The sequence below is a fragment of the Hallerella sp. genome (assembly GCF_022776125.1).
In the GTDB taxonomy this organism is placed as follows: domain Bacteria; phylum Fibrobacterota; class Fibrobacteria; order Fibrobacterales; family Fibrobacteraceae; genus Hallerella; species Hallerella succinigenes.
The window spans coordinates 78,053-94,540 of sequence record NZ_JALFIA010000016.1; the positions used below are offsets into that span (position 1 = coordinate 78,053).

The following is a 16,488-nucleotide window of genomic DNA, read 5'->3' on the forward strand; positions in this document are numbered from 1 at the left end:
GGCGTTATTTGCGCTTACGCCAAACAAGGAGAACACCAGCCACAGAAAGCACAAAGATCGCGACAATAATCCAGAACGAGAACGGATTTCCTTCGCCAAGGCCAAAGGGGAACTTTACGTTCATGCCGAAGATACTCGCCACAAAAGTCGGAATCGTAATGGCGATCGTGACAATATTTAAGGTTCGCATCAACTCGTTCATGTTGTTGTTTACGACACTCGCACGCGCGTCCATCAAGGATGCAAGAATGTTTGCGTAGATTTCAGCCTGTTGCAGACTCTGGCGGTTTTCAATCACGACGTCGTCAAGGAGTTCTCTTTCATTTTCATCGAACTGCATGCCACGTCCCATTTGGAGTTTTTTCAAAAGGGCTTCGTTCGAGTTCAACGCGCTCACATAGTAAATCAAGCCCTTGTTCAAGGTGAACATGTAGAGCAGGTACTTATTGTCGAGCGTGTTCTGCAACTTGTCTTCGAGTTCTTCACTGATCCGATTGATAATCTTCAAGTGTTCATTGAAGTGGTACACGGAATAGTTCAAAAGCTTGACGACAAACGTATTCAAACTGTCAATCTTCGAAAAGCGGCGGCTGTCCATCAGCGGAATTTCCGAGTCCGAAAGAAGCAAGACCCAGTCTTCAAAAACAAAGATTCCGAAGGATTCCACGCGGAATTCAAAGTTGTCTTCCGCGGTATAATTGCGAGGCTTCTTAAACACGATCGTCGTAAAATCGTCGTCGTATTCCACACGCGAAAGTTCGTCATTATCGAATGCAGAGGCAATCGTGTGTTCCGCAATTTCGTACTTCTTCACAAGGGCACCCCGCTGTTCCTGGCTGGGGCTATCCATCAACACGATATCCGCGGAATCTTCGTCCGGGGCCTTCGTGATGCGACCGTTTTCGATTTTGTAGTACTTAAGCATACAAGCCTCTCTTGTATGGTGGACGCCAACGAGTGCAAAAATAAAAAAGACCTAGAGCAATGCCTAGGTCTTTCGTTCGATTTGTTTGAAAAATTACACGACGTGACGCACGTGACGGTTGAACCAGGAGACAAACGGAGAGCAGATGCATATGGACGAATACGTACCGACAAGCACACCGAAGGTCATCACCAAGCCGAAGTCACGGATCGAGGAACCACCCATCACAGCGAGAATCACGCACACAAAGAGAGTCGTGAGAGACGTGATGATTGTACGGCTGACACACTGGGAAATGGAATCATCAATCGTGTTATCAAAGTCTGCAGTACCCTTGAGACGGACGTTTTCACGGATACGATCGAAGTTCACGATAGTATCGTTCACCGAGTAACCGATCATCGTGAGGAGAGCTGCCACGAGAGCACCGTCCACCGAGAGACCGAGGAGAGAGATAAAGCCAATCGTAATTGCCGTATCGTGGACTAGGCCAACCACAGCGCCGAGACCGAAGCCAAGACCGAGTTTGCCAAAGCGGAACCACACGTACAAGCAGATTGCAATCCATGCGAAGATAACGGAGAGGAGTGCGTTGAAACGGAGTTCATCACCGATTGTCGCACCGACTTCGTCCTGGGAAAGAATCGTGACACGATCGTCGGAGTTGATAGCCTTTATCACGTCTGCACCCTGTTCGCTCTTCACGGAAACTTCGTAAGCGTTAGCGAGAGAAGTACCGCCGACGACGCGAACCGAACCATCCTTCACATTGAACTTGGCGAGGATATCGTTCAAGTCCTTGATGTGATCCTGCGTATCATTGTACTGAACGCGGAACACAGTACCACCGGTGAAGTCAATGCTGAAGTTGAAACCCTTTGTCAAAGCGAGAGCGACGGAAGCGACAATCAAAATGATCGAAACAAGACGGAACTTGCCAGCGTGCTTCATCACGGAGAACTTGGCGTTGTTCAAAGCACGAACGCCGGAACCGATTGAAATCGTGTTGGAGTCCTGCTTAGCCAGCTTGATATCAAAGATAGCGTGGGTCACCGTGAGAGCGGTGAACATGGAAGCGGCGATACCGATCATCAAGGTGAGACCGAAACCCTTCACCGAGCCCGTACCAATCTTGTAAAGGATAAGGGCGGTGAGGAACGTTGTCAAGTTGGAGTCAAAAATCGCGCTGAAGGCACGTTCATAACCCTTCGTGATAGCGGCGCGAGCCTTGTTGCCAGCACGGAGTTCTTCACGGATACGTTCGAAGATAATCACGTTAGCGTCGATTGACATACCAATCGTCAAAACCATACCAGCGATGCCCGGAAGAGTCAGCGTCGCGTTGAACGCCGAAAGAACTGCAGCCGTGATCAGAGCGTTGCAGATAAGACCGGCACTAGCGACGAGACCACCGAAGCGGTAGTACATTATCATGAAAATTACCGTAATCAGAATACCGATCAAGGCAGAACCAAAGCCGGACTTGATGTTGTCTTCACCGAGAGTTGCACCGATCGTGCGGCTTTCAATGATGTTCATCGGTGCCTTGAGAGCTCCAGAACGGAGAACGACAGCGAGGCGGTTGGCTTCAGCCATGTCGTCGAGACCCGTAATCTGAGCTTCGCCGTTCGGGATGCGGTCGCGGATCACCGGAGCGCTGATCACCTGATCGTCGAGGACGATGGCCATCTGCTTGCCGATGTTTGCAGCGGTCACGGCACCGAAACGCTTCGGACCGATGCCGGAGAACTTGAGGCTCACAGCGACTTCGCCGGAGTTCGTTCCATCGCTTACGCGGTACGGACGAGCATCGGAGACATATTCACCGCTCATTTCAGCGCGGCGTTTCAAGAGATAAAGACGCTTTGCCTTGATCACGGAGCCGTTCGGGGTTTCGAAGCCCGAGCCCCATGCGAAGACCACGTCATGCGGAATGAGACTCTGGACGGTGCGGTCGTTCAAGATGCGCTTGATGGTTTCCACCTGTTCCTGAGCGACAAAGCCACCATTGCCGAACGAAAGGTAGAGCGCGGAAAGAGCCGTGCCCTGGGTGGCGGTCGGAGCTGCAGATTCTGCCTTTGCAGAGTCCGTCTTCACGGAATCCGTCTTGGCGACGGCATCCTTCTTTGCAGCGTTTCCGGCAAAGAGTTCTGCATCCGAGAGCGTGTCAGCCTTAGCCGGAGCGGCGGCAACCTTTGCCGTATCGGCAACCGAGCTGTCTGCCTTCGTCGAATCTTCGATAGCGCCGCGGCCAAGGAGGTAATTGTCGATCATCGAAATGACCTGACCGAACTTTTCCTGTTCTGCGAGAATCTTAAATTCGAGCTTAGCCGTAGAACCGACGAGAGCCTTCGCCGTGGAATCGTCCACACCTGCCAGTTCGACATTGATACGGTCGTTGCCGGACGGAGAAATCTGCGGTTCGGAAAGACCAAACTGGTCAACACGGTTACGGACGATTTCAAGCGACTGTTTTTGAATGTCCTTGACGTCTTCATCCTTGAGACCCTTGCCGTCGATCTGGAGCGTGATGCTCGTACCGCCAGCGAGGTCTAAGCCGAAGTTCATCGCCTTACTGGCAACCTTCGGGTTTTGCTTGATGTATTCCTTCTTTGCGTCACCCGATTTAGAGTGAACTCGAATGGACGGGATAATCGACCATGCGGCAATAAGGATGACTGCGAGAATGATAATCTCGCGCATTCCAAATAATTTTTTCTTCATCTGATCATTTTCCTTAAAGGCGTAAGAAACCTAAAGTTGCGCTCAAATTTAGTAAGTGACAGTGCTTTTTGTGAGGACAATACCGTCTTTTGCCACGAAATAGCCTGCAACTCCCTCGATCGGAGTGCGTCTGCGTTCATAAACAATTTCGGTTCTCGCCGAAATGCCCGGCAGAGGCACGGGTCCCGGGTACCCCAGGCGGAGTTCAACAAGCGCATTACCCTTGCGACGGCAAAGGAGAATTCCCTGCCCTTCGGGACGAATCGTGAGTTTTCCGTCATACATCGCGGGCTCGCGCTTGCGGAAGGCGAGAATCGTCTTCACCATTCGGAAGGTTTCTGAATCTTCGGCATCGGGCATATCCTGCCACGGGAAACAGCGGCGGTTATCCGGATCCTTGCCGCCTTCCATCCCGATTTCGTCACCATAGTATATAGAGAGAGCGCCAGGCAGGCACAAAAGAAGTGCCCATGCGAGCAGAGAGCCTTCCGGATTTTTTCCCGAAAGCGTGCGCATACGTGCGGTATCGTGACTGCCGAACAGGTTCATCTGCACTCCGAACAGTTTACGGTCGAACAAGGCCTGGAAACCCCGACAGAATGCGAACAGGTCCTTTTCCGTCTCCGCCGACGTCGTATCACCCGTTGAAACCGCATCCTTGGAGCGCATTCCCTCCGGGAACAAAAATTCCAAAGCGAGCTTTCGCACAGGATAGTTCATAACGCCGTCAAATTGGTCGCCCTGCAGCCAACGCGTCGGGTCTTCCCAGATTTCGCCCACAATATAAGCTTCCGGGTTCACCTTTTTCACGCGGCGGCGGAATTCCTGCCAAAAGCTGTCGTCGCGAATCTCGTTCGGAACGTCCAGACGCCAGCCGTCAATGCCACGCTTTGTCCAGTATTCGGCCACATGCAGCAGGTATTCGCGGACTTCAGGATTATCCGTGTTGAACTTGGGAAGCGGGGCCATTCCCCACCAGCATTCATAATTCGGCTTGCCAGCGTAAGCCTTGACCGGGAAAGAATGAATGTGGAACCAGTTCCTGTACGGAGAGGCTTCGCCTTCTTCCATCACGCTCAAGAACGGAAAAAAACCTCGGGAGCAGTGGTTAAAGACGCCGTCCAGAATCATGCGCATGCCGCGTCCATGGACTTCTGAAACGAGCGCGTCAAAATCTTTGAGCGTTCCAAGAACCGGGTCGATTTCCAGATAATCGACCGTATGGTAGCGGTGATTCGCCGCACTTTTAAAAATCGGGCAGAGATACAGGGCGTTCGCCCCGAGCTTTTGAATGTAATCGAGCTTTTCGATGATGCCGCGCAGGTTTCCCCCGCAAAATCCGTTCGTCGCCGGTTTGGATCCCCAGTTCTGGAAGCTTCCCAGGCATTCATAATGCGCACTTCTCGCGAAACGATCCGGGAAAATCTGGTAAAAGACCGCAGACTTCACCCATTCCGGGCATTCATTCAAAGATATATGTTCTGCCATAATGCCTCAATTCTAGATTTTTTATGCTCCAAACATTCATTTGGTAGTGAAAAACAAGTAAGGCATCAAAAAAAAGACTCCAGAAAATCGGAGTCTTTTGTAAAAATCAGAGAGATATTTAACGGAGCGGACGGCGGGCGCGTTCATCCGTGAGCTTCGCAATCGTCGCCGAAAGAGCTGTATTCGCTTCCAGTTCCTCCAACGAACAAGGAAGCTTGTAAGACCAGTTCTGCGGCCCGACCGTGCCCGGCGTATTCACACGCTCATCCCCCGGATCCTTCGGCGTCCAACTCGAACTGAGCGCAAGGTAATCCTGCATCGAAGGAATCACGAAGAGGCTGTTCGCTTTATAAATATTGCGCATCACCGCTTCGACCATGTCCGGGGTGAGCGCCTGTGGAGCTTCACTCGCCATGTGCATGTGATTTTTCCAGAAGAAGTTTCTATCAAAACCGTCTTCCTGCCAAAGGCCGAGAATCGTCGAAGAGTCGTGCACGCTGGTCGTCGCCACGGAAAGGCGCGGGTATTCCGAAACTTCAAAATACGGCTGACCCGGAGCGTCCCAATTGCGAGCCCAACGTTCCACACGGAGCGAATTGATGGATAGTTCGCCGAGAACGCTCGGAACGCAGTGCGGAACCGCGCCCAAGTCTTCGGCACAGACAACCATATCCGTTTCATTCGCAAGCACTGAAAGGAGCTTTTTACCGTTCGCATACCAGAGGCTATCTTGCGCAGCTTCGTTCGCATGCAAAATTTCGCCGAGCTTCTTCTGCTCTTCTTGCGGAAGGGTTCCGAGGACCTGGGTGTTGTACCAGTACCAATACGGATAATATTCCCCTTCCGGAGTTCCCGGCACAAAGATACGGTTCCAAAGAACCTTGAGAAGCCCATCCTTGATCCACTGTTCTTCGGCGGTATCGAGGACCGCACTTTCGCAGTTGAATTCCGGCTTCAAAATGTAGCGGTCATTTGTACCCGGAAGCAACTCAAAATACTTGGAGACGCAGGCATCCGTCGCATCGCCGAGGAACGCGCGGAGCTGATTCTTCGACATATTAGGGTTCTGCAGATATTCGATTGTTTCCTTTTTGAAGCCAGCGGAAGTCAGCGTGGAAAGGGAAACCGGAATCGCCGGAGAGAAGTGCCCGAGGATACCCGTGCGCTGGTTCTGCGGAATCGCCCAAATGCGGAAGAATCCGAGAACGTGGTCAATACGGTAAGCGTGATAAAACTTGCTCGCCTGAGCGAGACGGTCGCGCCACCATTTGAAATCTTCCTGTTCGAGGACGTCCCAGCGGTACGTGGGGAATCCCCAGTTCTGTCCGCTGTAGCTGTACATGTCAGGAGGCGCGCCCGCACGATCGTCCAGGGAGAAGTACTGGCGGTTGCACCAAACATCGGCGCTGTCTTCATTGATCAGGATAGGAATGTCGCCCTTAATGCGAATTCCCATTTCCGTCAGCTTGTTCGAAGCGACCTTGAACTGGGCTTCGGCCTCAAACTGCATCCAGCACTGGAACAGCGCGTCCTTGTGGGACTTGCGCAAAAGCGCGCTGATGCGGAGAGCGGTCGGATCCCGGTCTTCGCTCCAGCTGCGCCAGCTCGCTTCGCCATTCTTTTCCTTGAGCATGGCGTACACAGCGTAAGGCTTGACCCACGGATTCGCTTCGATCCATTTAGAAAGAGCCACGTTGCGGTTCAGCTGGGTGTAATTTGCGTCAAAAATCTTGCGGAGAATTTCACGTTTTTCGCGTGCGATGTCCGAATAGTGAACCTTTGAAGTCCCTGCATATTTTTTTTGCAGAGCCTTGATATCGGAATCAAAAGCCTCGGCTCCGCGAATGATCTGCAAGCGGATAAACGCCGGATTCAAGGCGAAAGCGCTGCGAGCGCTGTACGGGGAAGACTCATAGCCGGTATCGTTTACCGGAAGAATCTGAATGACGTTCAAGCCACACTTCTTTGCCCAGTCTCCGAACGGAACGAGGTCCAAAAATTCGCCGATACCGACGCTATCCTTGGAATGAAGCGAAAAAACGGGAACGGCGACGCCGCTCTGAAAACAAGAAATATCTCCAAATCTCATAGTTCAAAGATATATTCAATTTTTTACAAAAGGGGGGTAAATCCCCGAAACTTGCGAAAAATCGCAAAAATCCGTAAATAAAAAGCTTCCCGGACTTAGGAAGCTTCAAAACGTTTAAGTCGTGCTCGGTTCTTCCGGGAGCGGATTCTTACGAGGGCGTCCGCGTTTGCGCTTGACTGGAGCCACAGGAACGGTGAGCGAGAGAGCCGCAGCTGCACGTTTTTTGGCGAGTTCGCGTAAACGCTTCGCTTCTTCTTCCGCATGCTTCTTGGCAAAATCCGATTCCGAAATCAGCTGCGTCTTCGGAGCGCCGAATTTTCCGCCGAACGAACCGACGAGAACCCGGCCCGTGCTTTGACGCGGAGGAAGCGGTGCAACCGTCGGCTTCGGAATGGAAACCGTCGGAGCCGGAGCCGAAGCTACCTTTTTCATTTGGCTCGGCACAAAAAGCGTTTTCTTGGGAGCCGCAGAGCGGCGAATCGGCATACTCGGGCGACTTCCGTCGTAATCCGAAATCTTTGGCATCGGGCGGGAAAAAGACGAAATGGAATCGCGATTTTTATACTGTTCCGCGATCATGCGAATTTTTTCCTTTTCCTTTTCGAGCTTTTTCGCAGCTCGTTCCCTTTTTGACGGACGGAAACGGTCGCGTTTGTCTGGATTCACAGGATGCAGAGCGATGATTTCCTCATCGGAAAGGCCTCGTAATTCTGGGGGAACTTCTATAATCGGAAGTTCTTCGGTCGATTTTTTATGCGTCATTTTGATTGAGAAGGGTAAAAAGCTTAAAAATTCAAAACCCGTGCTTTCCATTTAATTTAAAAATTTCCGTTTGTCAAGACCTAGAAATTATCGTTCTATAGTTGTATTTTTTACACAAATGCTTCGATTTACACAAGACATTCTTTTAGCTCTCCGAGCCAGAGCAAATGAAGAAGAAGCCCACTCCATGTCCAAGAGCATGAGGGACTCCTTCGACTTCCTCGGCGTAAATGTCATTCGACGTCGTGAGGCTACCTACCCGATTTTCGACAAGTTCCCGCCGAAATCTGGCGACGAACTGGCCGCAAGAGTTTCGGATATGTGGGTTCAGCCGTATCGCGAAGTGCAGTACGCTGCCTGCGATTATCTTTTCAAGCACAAATCCCTTCTCGGCGGACAGCATTTGAATTTTTTGAAAATGCTCATTAAAACGCGTCCGTGGAAGGATACGGTTGATACGATTTCTACAAGTGTACTCGGTGACCTTGCCTGGAGAATCCCACCGATTCGCCAAAAAGTGGCCACCTGGATTCGCGACCCGAACATTTGGGTTCGTCGTAGCGTAATCCTTTTCCAGTTGCAGTACCGCGACCATACGGACTGGGATCTTCTCAAGTCTTGCTGCTTGCACTGCGCCAAAGATGACAACTATTACATTCGCACCGGTATCGGTCGTGCTCTTTCCGAATACGCCCGCATCAACCCAAATGAAGTTCGTCACTTTGTGATGGATACGGAACTCGCTCCGCAGACTTCTCAGGAAGTGCTCCGCAACATCTAATTTCTCGTTTTCATTTCCAAAAAAGACCGCGAATGAACGCGGTCTTTTTTTACCTAAATTTTCTGAACCACTCCTTTTGGTGTTGCTTGTACCAGCCTTTGTGCTTTCCATTGTCGCACTTATTTTTTCCGTTTTTACCGCCTTTGCCTTGATTTTTCTTTCCATAGCATTTTTTTGCAGCTTCGCAAACTTCCGCCTGGATTTTCGCGTCGTACAAGGATTTAGCAAGGGCATACTTGAACGAATGGTATTTCTGAACCAATTTTTTGTAGTCCGAAATCCACTTGTTCACCTTTTGCTTGTACTCCTGTTCCGTCATGCAGTTGGATTCTTCGGTGAGGTTGCCCTTTTTTTTGAAGGTACAGAAGTCGCCGCCCGGTCGACGTTCATTCGCCTGCAAAGACATTCTTTCTTTTAAGAGATTTCGCCAGCTTTCATTCCAGGTTTGATAGAATTCCTTCGCCTGATTGATTAGATCGTGTTTGAGATCGTTGTACGACTTTGCATTTTCGCATTTTTGAGCGTATTCCTCTTCGCTAGAAACGCTGAATTCATCTTCATCATCGGCGTTTTGTGTATGTTCGCTTTGGGAATTTGCGTTCTGGGAAGTTGGCGAATCGTTATCCGTAGCAGAAGCCGACCCGAAATCATCCAAGTCGCCTGCTATCGAGGCTACGATTTCGCCCGTTTCCATTGTGCAGATTTCATCTTCCGTAAAGCCGTTTCCGTACAAATCGCTATCCGACCAGCCGGCAACATTTTCCGCTGAAGTTTGAGCAGCGAGTTCCGTTACATAGCCTTCCACTTCCGATTCGTATGCTTCAGCAGCAGATGCCAAAGTCGCATAATTTGCCTCCGACGATGTATTCGCCGAAGCCGCCGCGGAAGTATTTCCGGACGTTCCTGTGGACGTATTGGTGGATACGGCAGCGCTCGTGTTAGCAGACGTATTTGTAGAAGAAGCTGTAGAGGCATTCGTAGAGGACTCCGTGGAGGTCACAGCCGACGTTGTCGGTGTCGTTGTAGATGTCGTTGTAGATGTCGTTGTAGACGGCTCGATAACGCCCGCCATCGATTCCGCCACCGAAGAAGGGTCCGAAACCGTTGCCATCACGGTATTTTTCGTGGAGGTATTCGTTATCGTTTCGGGAGCCGTTGCAGTCGAAGTTTCCGATTCCGGAGTCGCAACAGTCGGAATGCCCGCATCAAAAATCACCCCGTTCTCCGCTTGATTGTAGGAATCACCCACCATCGCAAATTCTGGAGTCTTTGCGGCACAGTTCGCATTCGAAACCGATGCTGAATAGCTCATGGACGAGCCCGTGCTTCGTGCTACAGAAACGAACCAAAAAGTGCCAGCCGGACAATCTCCCAAGGCGACCTTATTTTTTGCCATCCAGCCAACCTTAGCGCTAGCCACTTCATCGACGTCATAGTTCTGGGTGATTTCCCCCTGGCTGAATTCAAACACGGATCCAGTCGGAGCGGTATAGCCAATATCCGACCATTTGCTTACTGCCGCATGTTCCTGCGCATAGGCTTCCTGCAAACGGACGTACTTTTTAGCAGCGGAAGCAACCGTTGCCGCTTTCGATTTGGAAAGTTGACTTGCAACCACGGGGATAGCTATCACTGCCAAGATGCCGATGACAGCCACAACGGTCATAAGCTCGACCAACGTAAATCCCTTCTGATAGGCTTTCATACAATCACCCTCCGTTTAAAAGACTCTTTTACTTTAATTTATATTCGCCACAAGTTTGCCGTCTTATTTTTGCAATGGCGCAAACGCTCTTTTTTTCACAGGCTGTGAGCTAATCACAGCGAAACGGGAAAGAAAATCCCAGTCCAAAACGCAAAACCGCCAAATTCAAAACTTCTCTGGAACTTTTTTTATACAGCAATTTGGAATAATCTTTATCCGACCATAGTCAGGCTTTCGACCGTCGCACCGCCCTGGAATTTGGAAACCATTTCCTTTTGGCATTTGCGGAAAAGCCGCTTCCATACAAAAGCGTTTGCGCAGATGGGATAGCACCGATTCGATGTCAAACTTTTACTGGTTATCGTTTTTCTGATAACCGACACGATTCGGAACTGTTTAGAACCTAAACACTCCATTCCGACATTTGAAAAGCCAAACTTTGCAAACTCGTTTTCTAAATTTACGCCATCATGACACTTCGCGAAGCTTTTGAACAAAAAATTCTGCTGCTAGACGGCGGCATGGGCTCGGTGATTCAAACCTACGGCATCCAGGGCGCCAACAACGACATGCTGTCGATTGAAAAGCCCGATGTGATTCTCGACATTCAACGACGCTATGTGGCAGCAGGTGTTGACGTTCTGACCGCAAACACGTTCTCGAGTCAGCGCATTTCCCAGCGCGAATATCACCAAGAAAATCGTATTGCCGAAATGAACCGCGCTGCGGTGAAAATCGCAAAGCAGGCGGCAAGCGACGCGAAGGATCGTCCGGTTTTTGTTTTAGGCGACGTCGGTCCGACAAGCAAAATGCTCTCGATGAGCGAAGATGTGAACGACCCGGCGAGCCGCAGCATCACTTTCGACGAACTCGAAGCGGCTTACTACGAACAAATCGACGTTCTTGTGGACGCCGGCGTGGATGCGATTCTCATCGAAACGATTTTCGATACGCTGAATGCCAAGGCGGCTCTCAGCGCTTACCAGAAAGTCAAGGATAAAACGTCCCGACCGCTCGAAGTGATGCTTTCGATGACGGTGAGCGATGCTTCGGGAAGAACGCTTTCCGGTCAGACGGTCGAAGCTTTTGTGGTGAGCGTCATGCACGCCAATCCTTTGTCGATCGGTTTGAATTGTGGCTTAGGCGCAGACGGCATGCTGCCGTATTTGCGTCGCATGTCCTCGGTCGCACCATGTTACATTTCTTGCCACCCGAACGCGGGTCTTCCGAACCAGTTCGGCGGTTACGACGATACGCCGGAAGATATGGTGAAGATGATTCAGCCCTATCTTGAAGAAAAACTGGTGAACATGATCGGCGGCTGCTGCGGAACGACCCCGGAGCACATGGCCGCCTTCCGCAAGACGATCGATTCCCTCGCTCCGGATTACGAACGTCGCAAGCCTGTTCACCGCTCTCCGATGCTCATGCTCAGCGGTCTTGAACCTCTCGCTGTCGCCCCGATTCAGAAGCACGACAAGTTGAGCTTCTTTGTCAAAGTCGGTGAACGTTGCAACGTTGCAGGCTCTAAAAAGTTCTTGCGCCTTGTGAACGAAAAGAATTACGACGAAGCGTTGGAAATCGCCCGTACACAAGTGGAAAAGGGTGCTCACGTTGTAGACGTGAACATGGACGACGGCCTTTTGGACGCCCAGAAGGAAATGACGCACTTTTTGAATTTGCTCGCAAGCGATCCGGCGGTGAGCTGTGCCCCGGTGATGATCGACAGTTCCCGTTTTGAAGTGATCGAAGCGGGCCTGAAATGTGTACAGGGCAAGTGCATTGTGAATTCCATTTCGCTGAAGATGGGCGAAAAAGCGTTTCTCGATCATGCGCGGACCTTGCAGCGTTTGGGTGCTGCGGTCATCGTGATGCTCTTCGACGAAGAGGGACAGGCGACCAATTACGATCGCCGTGTGAAAATCGCAGCCCGCGCGTACAAGCTTTTGACGGAAAAGTTGAACTTTTGTCCGAACGATATCATTTTCGATCCAAACGTGCTGACCGTAGCGACGGGCATGGAAGAACATTATGCCTACGCGGCGGACTTTATCCGTGCGACGCGTTGGATTATCGACAATTTGCCTGGAGTCCGCATTTCGGGCGGTCTTTCGAATTTGTCTTTCGCATTCCGCGGAAACAATTATTTGCGCGAAGCGATGCACTCCGTATTTTTGCATCACGCGATTCCGAACGGTATGGGAATGGCCATTATGAATCCCGCCGCCGAAATCGAATACAAGACGATTCCGCTCGAACTTCGCATGGCGATTACAGAAGTCGTATTGAATACATTCCCCGAAGCTTCCGAAGAACTGATCGCGATTGCCCAGCGCATGACCGAAGCGATGCTCAAGGCGAAGGAAACCGGCGAAAAGTACGATCCGAAGGCGATCTTCGCCACGTCCGTCGCAAGTTCTTCGAACGATTCCGCCGAAGTTGCAGAAGCAAAGCAAACAACTCCCGAAGAACGCTTGCAGGAAGCGCTCCTCAAGGGGACTTCCAATACGCTGAAAGAAGATTTGATGCAGCTGATTGAACGCGGAGACAGCCCGGTGGGAATCATTTCCGGACCTTTGATGGACGGGATGAATGAAGTCGGACGTCTTTTCGGCGAAGGAAAAATGTTCTTGCCGCAAGTCGTAAAAACGGCTCGCACCATGAAAAAGGCTGTGGAAGTTTTGCAGCCCTACATTGAAGCGGGCAAGGATTCAAATTCAAGTTCCCGCGGCAAGATCGTGATTGCAACGGTCAAAGGCGACGTGCATGATATCGGAAAGAATATTGTTTCGGTGATCATGGCGTGTAACGGTTTTGATATGGTGGACCTCGGCGTAATGGTTCCGGAAGATGTAATCGTGAAAGCAGCGATTGAACATAAAGCAGACATCGTAAGCCTCTCCGGTTTGATTACCCCGTCCCTTGAAGAAATGTGTCATGTCGCCACGGCGATGCAGGAAGCCGGTCTTCGCATTCCGATCATTGTCGGCGGCGCAACGACTTCCCCGACGCATACCGCCGTGAAAATTGCCCCGTGCTACGATGGTCCCGTTTTCCATGTGCGCGACGCCGCGAGCAACCCGGGCCTTGCAGCCAAGCTTTTAAATCCCGAGACTGCGGAACAAACCATTCAAGAAAACCGCGAAGAACAGAAGCGCATTCGGGACAAGCAGAACGGCATTCAGGCGAGTACCGCAAATGCGATGGCAGCCGCAGAGAAAACTCCGGTCGAACGCCGTTACAGCCCAGACTGGAGCAAGTACCAGCCAGCGCGTCCGCCATTTATGGGCGAAAGCAAGCTTCCGCCCATTCCGCTCCAAGATGTCATTTCTCTCATCAACTGGGAATATTTCTTCTACACTTGGAAGGTCAAGGCAGACTGCGAAGAAGCCCAAAAGCTTAAAGCCGACGCCGATGCGCTCATTCAAAGTTTGAATCGACCAGAACACGCCCTACGCGCCATTCAGGCGTTCTACGCTGCAGCAGGCACAGAAAATTCGATCAAGTTCAATACGGGCCGCACCGGCACCGAAGAAGACATTGTCGAAGTTTCGACCGCCCGCCAGCAGAAGCCGGAAGGCATCTGCCTTTCTCTCTGCGACTATGTGGCACCCGTAAACGCAAAAACCGAAAGCGTCTTTAGTCAACCTACCGGCAATGACCTATACCGCGATATCGTCGGAGTTTTTGCGGTGACCGTGAGCGAAGCCTTTGTGAAGCGTTTGGAAAAGCTCAAAGCAGAACAAGGTGGCAGTGACTACGATGTTCTTTTAATGCAAACCGTAGCAGATCGCCTCGCTGAAGCGGGAGCGGAATACTTGAGCAAGGAACTCGAAAAGGAAAACGATTGGAAGGGTATTCGCCCGGCAATCGGCTACCCCGTGCTCCCGAACATCAAGGAAATCTTTAACGTTGCAAAGCTGATCGATTACAAGAGCATCGGTATCAGCCTAACTGAAAACGGTGCCATGTACCCACAAGCGTCTGTCAGCGGGCTCTACATCAGCCACCCGGAAGTCCATTACTTTAGCTGCTGATTGTGAAAATGTCAGTCTCGTGCGGAAGGGTTTACGCCCAACCGCACTTCATAGAATTTCTCTGTTGCAATAAAAAAGACCCTTTCCGGAGAAAGAGTCTAAAAACAGAAACACGCTTAAAAAGCTAAATGTTTTCCAATTCTTGTTGAGAAAGTTGGAATATACTCGCTAGTTCATTCAATGGAACTCCGCTCATTTTAAGACGCTTTGCAAGCTGCAACTTTTCTTTCTGCAAATTCAACTTCATTTCGTCCAATTGAGCCTGTTTTTCACAAATCAGAACATTTTCATTGCGAAGGCGAGCGGCTTCCTTCTGCTGGCGGGAAATTTCCTCTTGAATGCGAACGGTCTCTTCTTGAAGGCGAGACTTTTCCTTTTGGATGCGGGTCTCCTCCTCGCGAACGCGGGCGGATTCCTCTCGAACGCGGGCTTTTTCGGCGCGGAGTCTAACGGCTTCCTCACGGATGCGGGCGTCTTCTTGTTCGCGGTAACTCTGTATCGCGTAAGCGTCCCACTTGGCTTTCTGTGCTGCGTCAATCATCTTCTGTTCCTCTTTACTGAATTTAGCTAATTCAGCGGTACGGAACAAGAGCTCGAAAGAGGAGCCTGTATACGTCGAAGGCATCTTCCGCAATTCCTTGATGTGGCATAGCGCGTAAAGGCACTTGTCCAGATTCGTTTCCAGTTCCTCGAGCTTCTTCCTGAATTTCGGGAGTTCTACGAACACGAAGTTCAGCGTCCGTGAAATTCTTGTGCCATCCTTTTCGCGAAGCATCGCTTTCCGGAGATACTTGTCCTGTTCGTCAAATACGCTGAACTCCATGAACACCACCGTGATCACGGGATCCAGTCCATATTTATAACCGCGCCCGCGATCCCCTTGCGAAACGACGGTCTGCGCCGCGTAATAGATCGCGCGGTTCACGATATTTTCCTGTTTCGCGATCTGGACCTCGATAATGAATTTCCGATTTTTGGAATCCACGCAGTGCAGGTCAAATATCGTGGTCCGGCTTTCGTTCGAGCCGTCGCTGTATTCCTTGTCGCGGGACTGTACGTCTTCAATCGGTTCGTCGATTTCGCCTTCGAGCAGCGCGTTCAAAAGTTCTATCAGGCAGACCTTATTTTGCGTATCGGGATTGAACGCCTTTTTAAAGGTCAGGTCCAGCAGCAGGTCCGCATAGACGCCCGAGCCCTTGTAATCCTCGTAATTGTCCGCTATCTTCGTAGTCTTCATTTTTCTTCTTCAACGGGAACGCCCCCGCAAAGCAGGCGAAGATTTCCTCACCTGTATTTAAAGACGCTCGGGACCGACATTTTTCTACCGGAAAGTGAAAAAAAACTTCAGCTTTAATTTCTTTAAAACCTGGCAGATATCCAGCCTGCCCATGCTCTAAATATTTTCGCCCTATTTATAACGTGATTGAATAATAGAAAGCACAGAAATTAAAAAGGCGCCCCCCTTTCGGAGCGCCTTTTCAGTTTCAAGGTTTGCTTCAGGACTTCGTCCTTCGCAATGACACATAATCATATGTCTTACGCTTTTACCGTCGTGAAGCTGAAAGCCTCTCCATCAGCATCATTAACTTCGAGGCCATCGGCGGCGGCAGCCCACTTGATAGCGACAGCCTGCGTCTCTCCGGCGATGTAAGCTTCGTTTTCGGCCACGGCCTGCTTGAACACGTCGCTTGCAGAGAACAGCGTCACTTCGATCTTGTCGGTGATGGCGTAGTTCTGGTCCTTACGGCGGTTCTGGATGCGGTTCACGAGTTCGCGGGCCACGCAGGCGCGGCGGAGTTCGTCCGTGATCTTCAAATCCAGAGCCACGGTGAAGTGCTGGTCCGCTTCCACGGCCATGCCGTCGGCCACGATGCGGTTGAGCATCAGGCAGTCGGCACCGACTTCACCGAAATCGAACTTGATGGTTTGCGCTTCGCGCCCAACCTCTTCGGCTCGGTCATGAGAAGACAAGTCTTC

General features: G+C 50.9%; 10 protein-coding genes. 2 read left to right on the forward strand and 8 right to left on the reverse strand.

The features are described 5' to 3' along the window. Positions 1–4: 4 nt before the first annotated feature. The 5 genes from MR847_RS02140 to MR847_RS02160 all read right to left on the reverse strand — a co-directional run bounded on the left by MR847_RS02140 (position 5) and on the right by MR847_RS02160 (position 7,988). Positions 5–925 carry a magnesium transporter CorA family protein gene (locus MR847_RS02140; protein WP_100425088.1) on the reverse strand — a complete coding sequence of 307 codons (921 nt, stop codon included), beginning with the start codon at positions 923–925 and terminating at the stop codon, positions 5–7. A 93-nt stretch (positions 926–1,018) separates the two neighbouring features. Next, the gene (gene secD / locus MR847_RS02145; RefSeq protein WP_287722822.1) at positions 1,019–3,649 is read right to left on the reverse strand and encodes a protein translocase subunit SecD; all 2,631 of its coding nucleotides are present in this window, start codon (positions 3,647–3,649) and stop codon (positions 1,019–1,021) included. A gap of 48 nt (positions 3,650–3,697) precedes the next feature. Then, positions 3,698–5,137 (reverse strand): glycoside hydrolase family 13 protein, encoded by a 1,440-nt coding sequence (locus MR847_RS02150; protein WP_287722823.1) that lies wholly within the window; start codon positions 5,135–5,137, stop codon positions 3,698–3,700. A 118-nt stretch (positions 5,138–5,255) separates the two neighbouring features. Next, the gene (locus MR847_RS02155; protein WP_287722824.1) at positions 5,256–7,226 is read right to left on the reverse strand and encodes a 4-alpha-glucanotransferase; all 1,971 of its coding nucleotides are present in this window, start codon (positions 7,224–7,226) and stop codon (positions 5,256–5,258) included. A 114-nt stretch (positions 7,227–7,340) separates the two neighbouring features. Further along, the gene (locus MR847_RS02160; RefSeq protein WP_157797877.1) at positions 7,341–7,988 is read right to left on the reverse strand and encodes a hypothetical protein; all 648 of its coding nucleotides are present in this window, start codon (positions 7,986–7,988) and stop codon (positions 7,341–7,343) included. A 118-nt stretch (positions 7,989–8,106) separates the two neighbouring features. Between MR847_RS02160 and MR847_RS02165 the strand changes: the two genes are divergently transcribed. Further along, positions 8,107–8,769 carry a DNA alkylation repair protein gene (locus MR847_RS02165; RefSeq protein WP_100425093.1) on the forward strand — a complete coding sequence of 221 codons (663 nt, stop codon included), beginning with the start codon at positions 8,107–8,109 and terminating at the stop codon, positions 8,767–8,769. 49 nt (positions 8,770–8,818) lie between these two features. Here MR847_RS02165 and MR847_RS02170 read toward each other — a convergent pair whose 3' ends face one another. Then, positions 8,819–10,474 carry a type IV pilin protein gene (locus tag MR847_RS02170; protein ID WP_287722825.1) on the reverse strand — a complete coding sequence of 552 codons (1,656 nt, stop codon included), beginning with the start codon at positions 10,472–10,474 and terminating at the stop codon, positions 8,819–8,821. A 470-nt stretch (positions 10,475–10,944) separates the two neighbouring features. Here MR847_RS02170 and metH point away from each other — a divergent pair, with 470 nt between their 5' ends. Beyond that, the gene (gene metH, locus MR847_RS02175; protein WP_287722826.1) at positions 10,945–14,511 is read left to right on the forward strand and encodes a methionine synthase; all 3,567 of its coding nucleotides are present in this window, start codon (positions 10,945–10,947) and stop codon (positions 14,509–14,511) included. A 124-nt stretch (positions 14,512–14,635) separates the two neighbouring features. Here the strand turns inward: metH and MR847_RS02180 are convergent, their stop codons facing one another. Then, positions 14,636–15,748, reverse strand: coding sequence for an Rpn family recombination-promoting nuclease/putative transposase (locus MR847_RS02180; protein ID WP_287722827.1), 1,113 nt, complete (start codon positions 15,746–15,748; stop codon positions 14,636–14,638). Between the two features lie 299 nt (positions 15,749–16,047). Further along, the gene (locus MR847_RS02185; protein WP_502798494.1) at positions 16,048–16,380 is read right to left on the reverse strand and encodes a DUF5915 domain-containing protein; all 333 of its coding nucleotides are present in this window, start codon (positions 16,378–16,380) and stop codon (positions 16,048–16,050) included. Positions 16,381–16,488 lie beyond the last annotated feature (108 nt).

Excerpts from the sequence above, each read along its gene's own strand:
- MR847_RS02140 (WP_100425088.1), bottom strand. The coding sequence starts at position 925 with ATGCTTAAGTACTACAAAATCGAAAACGGTCGCATCACGAAGGCCCCG.
- secD (WP_287722822.1), bottom strand. The coding sequence starts at position 3,649 with ATGAAGAAAAAATTATTTGGAATGCGCGAGATTATCATTCTCGCAGTC.
- MR847_RS02150 (WP_287722823.1), bottom strand. The coding sequence starts at position 5,137 with ATGGCAGAACATATATCTTTGAATGAATGCCCGGAATGGGTGAAGTCT.
- MR847_RS02155 (WP_287722824.1), bottom strand. The coding sequence starts at position 7,226 with ATGAGATTTGGAGATATTTCTTGTTTTCAGAGCGGCGTCGCCGTTCCC.
- MR847_RS02160 (WP_157797877.1), bottom strand. The coding sequence starts at position 7,988 with ATGACGCATAAAAAATCGACCGAAGAACTTCCGATTATAGAAGTTCCC.
- MR847_RS02165 (WP_100425093.1), top strand. The coding sequence starts at position 8,107 with ATGCTTCGATTTACACAAGACATTCTTTTAGCTCTCCGAGCCAGAGCA.
- MR847_RS02170 (WP_287722825.1), bottom strand. The coding sequence starts at position 10,474 with ATGAAAGCCTATCAGAAGGGATTTACGTTGGTCGAGCTTATGACCGTT.
- metH (WP_287722826.1), top strand. The coding sequence starts at position 10,945 with ATGACACTTCGCGAAGCTTTTGAACAAAAAATTCTGCTGCTAGACGGC.
- MR847_RS02180 (WP_287722827.1), bottom strand. The coding sequence starts at position 15,748 with ATGAAGACTACGAAGATAGCGGACAATTACGAGGATTACAAGGGCTCG.